At 65.1% G+C, this 13,048-nt stretch carries 12 protein-coding genes; all 12 read left to right on the forward strand.

Annotated features, from left to right (window positions below):
• Window positions 1–26: 26 nt before the first annotated feature.
• The gene (locus PZ895_RS03900) at window positions 27–1,247 is read left to right on the forward strand and encodes an ABC transporter substrate-binding protein (protein ID WP_275837742.1); all 1,221 of its coding nucleotides are present in this window, start codon (window positions 27–29) and stop codon (window positions 1,245–1,247) included.
• A 68-nt stretch (window positions 1,248–1,315) separates the two neighbouring features.
• Entirely contained in the window at window positions 1,316–2,188 is an 873-nt protein-coding gene (locus PZ895_RS03905; RefSeq protein ID WP_275837743.1) for a branched-chain amino acid ABC transporter permease, read from the forward strand.
• Window positions 2,189–2,197: 9 nt separating this feature from the next.
• Entirely contained in the window at window positions 2,198–3,175 is a 978-nt protein-coding gene (locus PZ895_RS03910) for a branched-chain amino acid ABC transporter permease (protein WP_275837744.1), read from the forward strand.
• Entirely contained in the window at window positions 3,168–3,917 is a 750-nt protein-coding gene (locus PZ895_RS03915) for an ABC transporter ATP-binding protein (protein WP_275837745.1), read from the forward strand. Before PZ895_RS03910 ends, PZ895_RS03915 begins: the two co-directional genes overlap by 8 nt.
• An 11-nt stretch (window positions 3,918–3,928) precedes the next feature.
• Complete coding sequence (locus tag PZ895_RS03920) at window positions 3,929–4,630, forward strand: ABC transporter ATP-binding protein (RefSeq protein WP_275837943.1); 702 nt, start codon at window positions 3,929–3,931, stop codon at window positions 4,628–4,630.
• 2 nt (window positions 4,631–4,632) lie between these two features.
• Window positions 4,633–5,910 (forward strand): 3-isopropylmalate dehydratase large subunit, encoded by a 1,278-nt coding sequence (locus PZ895_RS03925; RefSeq protein WP_275837746.1) that lies wholly within the window; start codon window positions 4,633–4,635, stop codon window positions 5,908–5,910.
• Entirely contained in the window at window positions 5,907–6,407 is a 501-nt protein-coding gene (locus tag PZ895_RS03930) for a 3-isopropylmalate dehydratase (RefSeq protein WP_275837747.1), read from the forward strand. Before PZ895_RS03925 ends, PZ895_RS03930 begins: the two co-directional genes overlap by 4 nt.
• The gene (locus tag PZ895_RS03935; protein ID WP_275837748.1) at window positions 6,407–7,282 is read left to right on the forward strand and encodes an isocitrate lyase/PEP mutase family protein; all 876 of its coding nucleotides are present in this window, start codon (window positions 6,407–6,409) and stop codon (window positions 7,280–7,282) included. Before PZ895_RS03930 ends, PZ895_RS03935 begins: the two co-directional genes overlap by 1 nt.
• Window positions 7,279–8,970 carry a hydantoinase B/oxoprolinase family protein gene (locus tag PZ895_RS03940; RefSeq protein WP_275837749.1) on the forward strand — a complete coding sequence of 564 codons (1,692 nt, stop codon included), beginning with the start codon at window positions 7,279–7,281 and terminating at the stop codon, window positions 8,968–8,970. Before PZ895_RS03935 ends, PZ895_RS03940 begins: the two co-directional genes overlap by 4 nt.
• Window positions 8,967–11,021, forward strand: coding sequence for a hydantoinase/oxoprolinase family protein (locus PZ895_RS03945; protein ID WP_275837750.1), 2,055 nt, complete (start codon window positions 8,967–8,969; stop codon window positions 11,019–11,021). Before PZ895_RS03940 ends, PZ895_RS03945 begins: the two co-directional genes overlap by 4 nt.
• Entirely contained in the window at window positions 11,021–11,635 is a 615-nt protein-coding gene (locus PZ895_RS03950; protein WP_275837751.1) for an isochorismatase family cysteine hydrolase, read from the forward strand. The genes PZ895_RS03945 and PZ895_RS03950 overlap by 1 nt, the downstream gene beginning before the upstream one ends.
• Window positions 11,632–13,023 carry an FAD-dependent oxidoreductase gene (locus tag PZ895_RS03955; protein ID WP_275837752.1) on the forward strand — a complete coding sequence of 464 codons (1,392 nt, stop codon included), beginning with the start codon at window positions 11,632–11,634 and terminating at the stop codon, window positions 13,021–13,023. Before PZ895_RS03950 ends, PZ895_RS03955 begins: the two co-directional genes overlap by 4 nt.
• Window positions 13,024–13,048 lie beyond the last annotated feature (25 nt).

Below are 13,048 nucleotides of genomic sequence, written 5' to 3' on the forward strand. Positions count from 1 at the left end.
AATCATAAGAAAAGAGAGGAACTGACATGAAGACGCTTATCCATACGCCCATCAAACGCAGGCAGTTTCTGGCGGGAGCAGGAACTGCTGCTTTGGTGACCGGTTTTCCGGCCGTTCTGCGCGCCCAGGAGCCCGAGGCGATCCGCCTCGGGCTGGTCCATCCGGTGACCGGCTTCGTCTCGTTCTCCGGAACACAGTGCCGCGTGGGCGCCGAGATGGCGATCGCGGACATCAACGCCGCCGGCGGCATCCAGTCGATGAACGGCGCCAAGCTCGAGGCGATGCTGGCCGACAGCCAGGGCCGTCCCGAGCTCGGCGCCTCCGAGACGGCGCGGCTCATCGAAGGTGGGGCGACCGGCATCATCGCCGGCTATTCGTCGGCGATCTCGCTCGCCACCTCGCAGGAAGCGGCCAAGACCATGACGCCGCACATCGTCGATGTCGGCGTCGCCGACAACATCATCCAGCGCAATCTCGAAAACACGTTCCGCTTCGCGCCCGGCTTCGGCTCGGTGGCGAATTCGGCCGTCGAGGCGCTGAAGGCAATCAATGCCAATGGCGACGCCAAGACCGCCGTCATCATCCACGAGGAATCGCTGTTCGGCACCGGCACGGCCGAACTTCTGGCCAAGGAACTGCCGAATATCGGCATCGAGGTGCTGGAAGTCATCCGCCACGCCAACCCGACGCGCGACTTCACCAACATCGCGCTTCAACTCCGCTCGCTCCAGCCGGACCTGATCATTCCGGCCAACTACTACAATGAATACGTCCTCCTCGCCCGCACGCTGCGCCAGCAGCGCATCGCGGCCAAGGGCATCTATTCGGTACTTGGCGGCGCTGCCTCGAACCTGCAATTCGTCCAGGAATTCCCGGATGCGGCCGAAAACATCATGGACTGCAACCACTGGTACGACCCCAATTCGGAGGTCGCCGTGCAGCGTCGCGCGGCCGCCGAGGAAAAGGGGCTGTTCTACACCTACGAGATCTTCCTGGCCTACAACGCGGTCGCCTTCCTCGCCGATGCGATCGAGCGCGCCGGATCGACCGAGAACGAGGCGATCATCGAGGCCCTGAACGCCTCGACCTGGGACAATCACGGTATGCCCTACGGCCCGACGGTGATCGAGAACGGCCAGAACATGGGCGCGCAGGCGGTGAACACGCAGGTCCAGGGTGGCGAGATCCAGGTTATCCTGCCCGAAGAATTCGCTTCGGCAGAGGCGATCTTCCCCGTTCCGGCCTGACACCGGCTGACATCGCTTGAACGAAACGGGCGCGGGAGCCGACCCCGCGCCCCAGCACAGGTCGCTTCATGGTCGATCCGGTCATCCTCATACCATCTCTGATCAACGGGCTGACGACCGGCGCGCTCTATGCGCTGGTCGCGCTCGGGCTGACGCTGATTTACGGCGTCCTCCACATCATCAATTTCGCCCATGGCGCGATGCTGATGATGGCGCTTTACGGCGTCTTCTTTCTGAACCGACTGTTCGGCATCGACCCCTATGTCGCGCTGCTGATCGTGCCGCCGGCAATGTTCGCCATCGGCTACGCGCTCCAGCGCGGGATCATCGGCCGCGCCAGCCATGGTCGTGACGAGAACATCCTGCTGGTCACGCTCGGCCTCTCGATCATCATCGAGAACATGGCGCTCTATTTCTTCCGTTCGGACACCCGCACCATCGAGACGCCCTATTCCTTCGAGGTGGTCGAGTTCGCCGGCGCCTTCGTCCCGGTCGCCAAGGTCGTCGCCTTCTTCGGCGCGCTGGTGACGGCGGCGCTGCTCTGGGCGTTCATGTCGAAGACCGATCTCGGCCGCGCCATCCGCGCGCTCGCCAAAGAGCGCAAGGGTGCGCGCCTCGTCGGCATCGACGTCGACCACGTTTTCGCCATGAGCTTCGGCATCGGCGTCGCCTGCCTAGGCGTCGCGGCGTGCCTCTTGATGCCGAGCTACTATGTCAACCCGCAGGTCGGCTACGGCTTCGTGCTGATCGCCTTCACGACGGTCGTGCTCGGCGGCATGGGCTCCTTCGTCGGCGCCATGATCGGCGGGCTCGTCATCGGCGTCGTCGAAGCCATGGGCGGATTGTTCCTTGGCGACAGCCTCGGCCAGTTCGGCATCTTCGCCATTTTCATCCTGATCCTGATGTTCCGGCCGACGGGACTTCTGGGCCACAAGGTCTGAGGCGGGCGGATGGTCAACACCAGGCAACTCGCCGCGCTGCTCGTCATCTTCGGGCTGATCGCCACCTGTCCCTTCTGGATCGTCTCGCCTTCGGCGCTGAACACGGTGATCGCGATCCTCTACATCACGCTGCTCGGCCAGGCGTGGAACATTCTCGGCGGCTATGGCGGCCAGTTCTCCTTCGGCCACGCGGCCTTCTTCGGCACCGGCGCCTATACGGTGGCGGTGCTGCAAATCCAGTTCGGCACCAATCCGTGGCTCGGCATGATCGCGGGCGGGCTGCTCGCCATGGGCGTCGCGCTTTTCGTCGGCTTCGCCTCGTTCCGCTACGGGCTGCGCGGCTCCTATTTCGCGCTGGTGACGCTCGCCTTCGCCGAGGTGCTGCGCATCCTGTCAAACTCGGTCGGCTTCACCGGCGGCGGCGTCGGAATCCTGATCCCGCTCGAACGCAACCTCGCCAACATGCAGTTCGCCGACAATCGCGGCTATTTCTGGCTGATCTGGACGCTGTGCCTGGTCTGTTTCCTCACCGTCTGGTGGATCGGCCGCTCGCGCTTCGGCGCCTGGCTGATGGCGGTGCGCGACAATGAGGATGCGGCGCGCGCGCTCGGCGTCGACGTGTTCAGGACCAAGATGGGTGCGGTCGCCCTGTCCGGCTTCTTCTCCGGGCTCGCCGGTGTCTTCTATGCCCAGTTCTACCTCTATCTCGATCCGCTGATCGCCTATGGCGCGGCGATCTCGATCGAATCCCTGCTGGTGCCGATCATCGGCGGCATGGGAACGCTGTTCGGCCCGCTGATCGGTGCCGCAGTGATCCACACCCTGTCCGAGGTCACGCGCCACAATATCGGCGACGTGCCTGGCGTGGCACTGGCCATTTACGGCGTGCTGCTGATCGTCATCGTCATGTTCCTGCCGCGCGGGCTGATCAGCATCTTCTCCGTCGCCGGTCGCGTCCTCTCGAGATGGAGGCCGGCCAATGCTTGAGATCAACGGAATCTCCAAATCCTTCGGCGGGCTGAGGGCGGTCGACAATGTGTCGATGAAGATCTCCGAAGGCAGTCTCGTTTCGCTGATCGGTCCCAACGGCGCCGGCAAGACGACGCTTTTCGCGCTCATCACCGGCTTCCACAAACCGGACAGCGGCACGGTGACGTTTGCGGGTAATGACATTCTGGGCGTGAAGCCGAGCGAGATCGCCCGCGCCGGCATGGTGCGCACCTTCCAGATCGTCCAGCCCTTCGCAGGCCAGACGGTGCGCGAGAACATCGCCGTCGGCGCGCATCTGCGTCATGCCTCGCGCCGCGATGCACTCGACCGCGCGCGGGAAGTGGCTGAAATGGTGGGGCTGGGCGACCGGCTCGATCAGGACGCCGCAGACCTGACCGTCGCCGGCCGCAAGCGCCTCGAAGTCGCCCGCGCTCTGGCGACCGACCCCAAGCTCGTTCTTTTCGACGAAGTTCTTGCCGGGCTCAATCCGAGCGAGATCCGCGACGTCATCCCGGTCATCCGCGCGGTGCGCGATTCGGGCGTGACCATTCTCCTGATCGAGCATGTGATGCAGGCGGTGATGAGCCTTTCGGAATACACCTTCGTGCTTAACCAGGGCCGGCTGATCGCCGAGGGCGAGCCGCGCGCTGTCGCGGCCGACCAGGCGGTCATCGAAGCCTATCTCGGGCCGGGCATGGCCGCGCGCCTGAAGGGCCAGTCGGCGCAGGTGCCGGCATGAGCGGGCAAGCGATTCTCGAGGTCACGGGCCTGCGCGCCGGCTATGGCGCCGTCGAAGTTCTGCGCGGCGTCGACCTGACCATCGGGCGCGGCGACATCGTCGCGCTTCTGGGCTCGAACGGCGTCGGCAAGACCACGTTCAACGCGGTGCTCTCTGGACTGATCCGACCTTGGGCCGGAAAGGTCGCATTCAAGGGCAAGGACATCACCGGCATCGGGGCGGTGAGCGTCGTCGACGCCGGCATGAGCCTGGTGCCGGAAGGGCGACTGATCTTTCCGAACATGACGGTGAAGGAAAACCTGATCCTAGGTTCCTATCGCCGCGCGCGAGACAATCGCGACGCCAATATCGACATGGTCGTCGCCATCTTCCCGCGCCTGAAGGAGCGGTTCGAGCAGAAAGCTGGCACGCTTTCGGGCGGCGAGCAGCAGATGCTGGCGATCGGACGGGGCATGATGGCCGAGCCGGAACTCCTGATCCTCGACGAGCCGTCGCTCGGCCTCTCGCCGCTTCTGGTCGAAGAGATGTTCCATCTCATCAAGCGACTGAACGAGGAGGGGCTGACGATCCTGCTGGTCGAACAGAACGTCGCGCAGTCGCTGGAGATCGCGACCACCGGCTACGTCTTGGAAAACGGCGCGATCAGCCTATCCGGTCCGGCGGCGACGCTCATGGATGATCCGAACCTCCAGCGCTCCTATCTGGGGATATGACCATGCCCCGCGCGATGACGCTTGCCGAAAAGATCATCGCCCGCGCCGCCGGCCGCGCGACGGTCACGCCGGGCGAGGTGGTGACGACGAAGGTCGACCTCGCGATGATCCACGATTCCGGCGGTCCGCGCCGGGTCGAGCCGATCCTTAAGCGGCTCGGCGTCGGTCTGTTCGACAAAAAGAAGGTCGTGCTGATCTCGGACCACTACGTACCCGGCGACACGGAGGAGGGCGCGGCGATTTTGGCGCTTACCCGCGCATGGGCGCAGGAAAAGGGCGTATCTTTTTATGACGGCGAGGGCATCTGTCATGTTGTCCTGCCCGAGCGTGGCCATCTCAAACCGGGAATGCTCGTGGTCGGCGGCGACAGCCATTCGCCGACCGGCGGCGCGTTCGGCGCCTATATGTTCGGCGTCGGCGCAACCGAGATGGCGGGCGTACTCGCCACCGGCGAGATCTGGCTGAAAGTGCCCGAGACGATCCGCATCGAATGGTCGGGCGCGCTTGGGCACCATCTGATGGCCAAGGACATGATCCTCGCCATGTGCGGCAGGCTCGGCATGGATGGCGGGCGCTACCAGGCAATCGAATATGCCGGCGAGACGGTGCGCGCGCTGTCGATGCAGGAGCGCATGACCATGTCGAACATGGCCGCGGAACTCGGCGCGCAGGCCGGGTTGATCGCGCCGGACGCAACGACGATTGACTGGCTTGCCGAACAGGGCGCGAACGACCTCCCCGATGCGACCGACTGGCAGAGCGACGAGGGCGCGGTCGTCGTCGAAACGCACCGCTTCAACGCCGCGACGCTGGAGCCGCAGGTCGCTGCGCCTCATTCGCCGGCCAATTCGGCGGGCATAAGCGACTACGAGCCGACCGGCATCGACGTCGCCTATATCGGTGCTTGCACCGGCGCGAAATATGTCGACCTGAAAGCCGCGGCTGACATCATTCACGGTCACACGCTGGCCAAGGGCGTCGAGCTTCTCGTCGCGCCGTCATCGAAGCGCGACCAGGAGCGCGCGGAGCGCGACGGCATCATGAAGGTGCTGGAGGATGCCGGCGCCAAGGTTCTCCCGAATGCCTGCGGCATTTGCGCCGGCTATGGCTCGGCGCGGCTCGGCGAGGATGTGACCTGCATCTCGACGACGGCGCGCAACTTCAAGGGCCGCATGGGCGCGAAATCCTCCAAGGTCTATCTCGGATCGCCCTATACGGTCGCCGCCTCGGCGATCGCCGGACGCATCGCCGACCCGCGCGAATTCGGAGATGCGACATGAACCGGGCTTTCGTCTTCGGCAGCGACATCGACACCGACGCGCTCGCGCCGGGTCAGTATATGGGCGGCGGGATCGAGGTGCTGGCGCAGCATTGCCTCGAAGCCGTCGATCCCGAATTCGCATCGTCGGTGAAGCCGGGCGACGTGATCGTCGCGGGCAAAAATTTCGGCACGGGTTCCTCGCGCGAGCAGGCCGCGCAGGCGCTCAAGCATCTGGGCGTCGCCGGCATCGTCGCGCGATCCTTTGCCGGCATCTTCCAGCGAAACGCCATAAATCTCGGCCTCCCGGTCTTCGTCGGCGGCGACGAGATCGCCGGGATAGAGGCTGGCGACGGCATCGAACTCGACGTTCGAAACAGCCGGCTAACGACCGCAAGCGGGACGATCGAACTACAGCCTTTGCCTGATTTTCTGATCGAGATGATCGCCGATGGCGGATTGGTGCCGCATCTCGAAAAACGCTTCGCGCGCGAGCGCGCAAACCGAGGAGAACAATAATGAAGCGCCTCAAAGCGCGCCTCGGCGACGAAGGCATCATCGTCGCGCCCGGTGTCTATGACGGCCTGTCGGCACTGATCGCCGCACAGGCCGGCGCGGAAGCCATCTATCTCTCCGGCGCCTCGCTTGCCTATACGCGCTTCGGCCGTCCCGACATCGGGTTGGTCTCGATGAGCGAGGTCGCAGATACCGTCGCAGTCATCTGCGACCGCGTCGAACTGCCGCTGATCGTCGATGGCGACACCGGCTTCGGTAACGCGCTCAACGTGCAACGCACTGTCCGTTCTTTCGAGCGCATGGGCGCGGCGGCGATCCAGCTCGAAGACCAGACGATGCCCAAGCGCTGCGGGCATCTCAATGGAAAGTCGCTGGTCTCGACCGGCGAGATGATCGGCAAGATCAAGGCGGCGACCGATGCGCGGTCGGCCGACGATTTCGTCGTCATCGCCCGCACCGATGCGGTCGGCGTGGACGGGTTCCAGGCCGGGCTCGATCGTGCCGCGGCCTATGCGGAAGCGGGCGCCGACATGGTGTTCGTCGAGGCGCCGCGCTCGCTCGACGAGATGAAGCAGATTGTCGCCACCCTTGGCGACCGCGTGCCATTGATGGCGAACATGGTGGAAGGCGGAAAGACGCCGCCGATGACGGCCAAGGATCTCGAAGAGCTCGGCTTCTCGCTGGTGATCTTCCCCGGTGGCCTGACGCGCGCGGTGGCCAGGATCAGCCGCGCCTATTTCGACAGCCTGCTCAAGTCGGGCTCCAATGCGGCCTTCCGCGACCGGATGTATGATTTTGCCGGCATCAACGCCGTCGTCGGCACCGAAGATTTGCTCGAAACCGGCAATGCCTATGACGAAAAGAGGTTCATTCCATGATCGATCCCGTCCTTCTGGCGATCCTCAAGGGGCGTCTGGAACAGATCGCCGACGAGATGGACGCGACGCTCTTCCGCTCGGCCTTCAATCCGATCATCGCCGAGGCGCATGACGCCTCGCACGGCATCTATGACGCAAAGACCGGCGACACGATGGTGCAGGGCAAGTCCGGCCTGCCGATCTTCGTCGGCGTCATGGCCTTTGCGGTCAAGGCGGTGATCGAGAAGGCGGCGAAGAGCGGTGGCCCGAAGGAAGGCGATGTGTGGATCTTCAACGATCCCTATGCCGGCGGCACGCATCTGTCCGATTTCCGGCTCGTGCGCCCGCTGTTTCGCAATGGCGAGGTGTTCTGCTACCTCGCCTCGGTTGGCCACTGGCACGATGTCGGCGGCAATGTGCCGGGCAACTACAATCCGGTCGCGACCGAAAGCTTCCAGGAGGGAATGCTGATCCCGCCGGTAAAGCTCTACGACGAGGGCGAACTTCGCCAGGACGTGATCGACATCCTGTCCTCCAACTCGCGTCTGCCGAACTCGCTCTTCGGCGATCTGAACGGCCAGATCAACGCGCTCGACCTCGGCGTCAAGCGGATGAACGAACTTCTGTCCGAATATGGCGACGAGACGGTGTCTGGCGCGCTCGGCGAACTCAAGGCGCGCGCGGCGATGCTGATGCGCGCCGAGATCGACAAACTGCCGCAGGGCACGATTTCGGCCGAAGATTACCTCGACAATGACGGCATCGTCGACGAACCGCTGACCATCGCGCTCGACCTGACGATCGCGAACGGCCGCATGGTGATGGACTTCTCGCGCTCGTCTCCCGCCTGCGCCGGGCCGGTCAACATCTCCCGCGCGACGACGATCGCCGCCTGCTATGTCGCCCTGAAACACGTATTCGGCGACGTGCCGGCCAATGCCGGCGTGCTCGAGCCGGTCGACTTCGTCATTCCAGAGGACAGCCTCCTGTCGGTCGTCGCGCCCAAGCCGGTGGGCGGCTACACAGAGACGATCCTGCGCCTGATCGACGTCGTATTCCAGGCGATCGCGAAGATCGCACCGGAGCGCTCGAACGGCTGCGCCTATGGCACGATCAACGCACTGTCGCTGGCAGGCTATCGCGGCACGGACAGGCAGCGCTGGGTGATGTTCTCCTTCTTCGGCGGCGGCCATGGCGGCCATCCGGAAGGTGACGGGCTGAACCACGGCAACGCGCCGATTTCGACCGCGACGATCCCGCCGCTCGAAATCCTGGAAGCGGCCTATCCGGTCATGTTCACGCAATGGGCTTTGCGCCCCGACTCGGGTGGTCCTGGCAAGAGCCGTGGCGGCCTCGGCGCGATCTACGAGCTCGAATTGCTGGAAGAAAATGCCGACGTGTTTCTGTTCGGCGAGCGCGGACGCTTTGCGCCGAAGGGTGTCGCCGGTGGCGGCGACGCCGTGCTGAACCGCTTTTCCTATGAGCAGGCCGATGGCGAGCACCGCCCGCCGATGGCCTCCAAGATGGTCGGCATCAAGCTGAAGCGTGGCCAGAAGGTGCGGTTGGAGACGCCCGGCGGCGGCGGATATGGCCCGACCTCCGAGCGCGACCCGGCGAAGATCGAGCGCGACATCGCGCTCGGCTACGTTACGCGCGAAGCGGCCGACCGCGACTACGGCCACGGATTGAAGAAGGATGCGGCGGCATGAGCGGAAAGCGCTATGTAATCGGCGTCGATGTCGGTGGAACCTTCACCGACATCTTCGTCTACGACCAGATCGACCACACCGTGCAGACGACCAAGATCCCGTCGACGCGCGGCGACCAGTCGAAGGGCTTTGCCGAAGGCATTTCCCGCATCGTAGCGGATTTCTCCGAGATCGCGACGGTCGTCCATGGCACCACGGTCGGCACCAACGCGCTTCTGGAGCGCAAGGGCGCGCGGACGGGCATCATCACCACGCGCGGCTTTCGCGACGTGATCGAGATGCGCCGCCGTGACCGGCCGACGACATGGGGTCTGTGGGGGCAGTACGCACCCGTCATAAGCCGCGAGCATCGCCTGGAAGTGAGCGAGCGCGTGCTGGCCGACGGCACGGTGCGCGAAGCGGTCAATGACGACGAGGTTCGCGCGCAGGCCGAACAACTGCGCGCCGCCGGTTGCGACGCCGTCTGCATCTTCTTCGTCAACGGTTACGCGAACGACGCCAACGAGCGGCAGGCGGTCGAAGCCGTCCGCGCCGTCTGGCCGAACGGTTACGTGACGGCGGCGACCGAGATCGTGCCGGAAATCCGCGAATTCGAGCGGCTGTCGACAGCGGCGCTCAATGCCTATCTCCAGCCCGTCGTCTCGTCCTATCTCGAACGTCTGGAAAAGACACTGAAGGCGCGCGGCTTTGCCGGCGACATCCTGATCGTCCAGTCGAATGGCGGGGTGATGGCCATCGACACCGCCAAACGCTTCCCGGTCCGCACGGCTCTGTCCGGTCCGGCCGCGGGCGTCATGGCCGCGCAGGCGATTGCGAAAGCCGCAGGCTTCCCGAACGTGATCACCTGCGACATGGGCGGCACGTCCTTCGACGTCTCGCTGGTCGCCGACGGGCAAAGCGCGCTCGCCTCGCAGACCGCCATCGATTTCGGTCTCGTCGTGCGCACGCCGATGATCGAGATTTCGACCATCGGCGCGGGCGGCGGTTCCATCGCCGGCATCGACAATGGCGGGATATTGCAAGTCGGGCCGGAATCGGCCAGCTCCGATCCCGGTCCCGTCTGCTACGGTCTCGGCAATGACCGCCCGACCGTCACCGACGCCAATGTCGTCCTCGGCCGCATCAATGCCGACCGGCCGATCGGCGGCAAGCTGGCGCGTCTCGACGTCGAGGCCGCGCGGCGCGCGATCGAAACCCATGTGGCGGGTCCGCTGGGCCTTTCCGTCGAGGAAGCGGCCGAAGCGATTTTGAAGATCGCAAACGCCAGGATGGCCGGCGCGATCCGGCTCGTCTCGATCGAGCGCGGGCACGATCCGGCCGACTTCGCCGCCATGCCCTTCGGCGGCGGCGGCGCACTCCATACCGGCGCGCTGATCAAGGAGGTGGGGCTCAACTCGGCGCTGGTGCCGCGCTTTCCGGGCGTCACATCTGCGCTTGGCTGCGTCGTCGCGGACATGCGCCACGACCGCGTGCAGACGGTCAACCGCCTGCTTGACGGGCTCGATGCCTCGTCGCTCGGCGCCGAGATGAAGAAGGTCAGCGACGAGACGGCCGAGCTCCTCAAGGCTGCTGGCGTCTTCTTCGAGCGCGTCGACCGCATCTTCGAACTCGACATGCTCTATCTCGGTCAGACGCACACGGTCTCCGTGCCGCTCGACATGCCGGCGGGCGATCTGACGGTCGATGTGATCCGCGATGCGTTCGAGGCGGCTTACCGATCGGCCTTCGGGCGGCTTCTGGCAGGCATTCCGATGCGCGTCATGAACTACCGCGTCGCGGTCGTCGGTCGGCGCCCCGTCTTCGACATGGGCGCCTTCGCGCCGGTCACCGACAAGACGGCCGACCAGTGCCTGACCGGCAGCCGCAAGGTCTATGCCGAAGGCGCCTGGCACGACACGCCGCTCTATGACCGGCTCGCTCTGCCGGTCGGTGCAGAAATTGCCGGTCCCGCGATTCTCGAACAGGCCGACACGACGATCTTCGTCGATCCTGGCCTTATGGGCAGCGTGGACGACTTCGGAAACGTCGTCATCTCGCGGGCGGCGAAGTGATGGCGACGGGACCGATTGATGTCACGAGATCGGCGCTGCTGATCGTCGATCTGCAGAACGATTTTATCGACCCGAAGGGCGCCTATGGCCGGGCCGGCCAGACGGCGGCGATGATCGCCGAACTGCCGGCGCGCCTGAAGCCGTTGGCAGATGTCTTGCGCGCCAAGGGCGGGTTCGTGATATCGACGCAGTTTACGCTGGTTCCGGGCCGTGGCGGCAAGCCGATGATCTCGCCGCATCTGAAGGATCTGCGCCCGTTTCTGAAAAAGGGCGATTTCCAGCCCGGCGCATGGGGCCATCAACTGGTCGATGTCCTTCAGCCGGCCGATTTCACGGTCGAAAAGGTGGCATACTCGGCCTTCTTCCAATCGCGGATGGAATTCGTGCTGAAGAAGGCCGGGATCGAGACCCTGTTCGTCTGCGGCATCGTCACCAATGGGGGCGTCGCCTCGACGGTGCGCGACGCGCATGTGCGTGACTTTCGCACTTTCGTCCTGTTGGACGGCTGCGGTGCGTTCTCTCAAGCCACGCACGACAACGCGATCCGCGACCTGTCGACTGTGACGAAGGCCATAACTGTCGCCGAGGCGATCGGGATGGTTCAAGGCGCATGAGCGCCGTCCTGCCAGCGTCTGCGATGCGCGCGGATGCAGAGGTCGACGTGGCGATCATCGGCGCAGGTGCCTGCGGGCTGGTCGCCGCATTGCGCGCGGTTGAGGCCGGTGCCGACGTGCTGGTTCTGGAACGTGACACGAAGCCGACCGGCTCGACATCGATGTCGTCCGGCTTCATTCCCGCGCCCGCGACGCGCTTCCAGCGTGCTATCGGGGTCGAGGACGACACGCCGGAACGCCTCGCCGCCGATATTCAGGCGAAGACGAAGAATCGCTCAGATGCCGGCCTCGTCGCGACGGTTTCGGAGGCAATCGGTCCGGCGCTCGAATGGCTGGCCGACAGCCACGGTCTCGAATGGATCGTGCTCGACGATTTCCTCTATCCCGGCCATTCGCGCCACCGGATGCACGCGGTGCCTGAAAAGACCGGCGCGGCGCTGCTTCAAAGGCTGGCGACGGCTGCGGATGCGGCGGGCGTTCCGGTCGCAACGGGGGCGCATGTGACCGGCTTGTTCGCCGATGGCGAAATCGTCAGGGGCGTGCGGATTGCGCGCAATGACGGCGCCGAAGAGCACCTGGCCTGCACGGCGCTGATCCTCGCCTGCAACGGCTATGGCGGCAATGCCGGCCTCGTCGCGCGCCACATCCCGGAACTGGAGGATGCGCAATATTACGGCCATGCCGGCAACCAGGGCGATGCGGTGCTGTGGGGCGAAGCGCTCGGCGCCGACATCCGCGATCTTTCCGGCTATCAGGGCCACGGCTCGCTCGCCCACCCGCATCAGATCCTGATTTCCTGGGCGTTGATGATGGAGGGCGGCATCCAGGTGAATGTCGACGGGCGGCGGTTCTCCAACGAGCATTCGGGCTATTCGGAGCAGGCCGTCAAGGTTCTCGACCAGCCTGACCGGGTCGCCTGGAACCTCTACGACCAGCGCATCCACGATTTCGCGCGGTCTTTTCCGGACTATCGCGACGCGATGCAGGCCGGCGCGATCCGGCAGGCCGACAGCCTGGACGATCTGGCGCGGGCGATCGGCGTCGATCCGCGCGCGCTTTCCGACACGCTGCGCATGGTGGCGACATTGCAATCGGGCGAAGGCTCGGATGCGTTCGGACGCGACTTCACGACCAGGCCGGCGCTCAAGGCGCCGCTCTACGCGGTGAAGGTCACGGGTGCCCTGTTCCACACGCAGGGCGGCCTGATGGTCGATGGCGAAGCGCGGGTTCTTTCTGCCGAAGGCAAGCCGTTTCCCAATCTCTTCGCCGGCGGCGGCGCGGCGTGCGGGGTTTCCGGCCCGGATGTTTCTGGTTACCTGTCCGGTAACGGCCTTCTCACGGCCATCGCGCTCGGCTATGTCGCGGGGCGCAGTTCGGCGGCTGGTTGACGTGACCGGTAGCCGCAACGGGTGG

It is taken from the genome of Mesorhizobium sp. YIM 152430, from assembly GCF_029210365.1.
Lineage (GTDB): Bacteria > Pseudomonadota > Alphaproteobacteria > Rhizobiales > Rhizobiaceae > Aliihoeflea.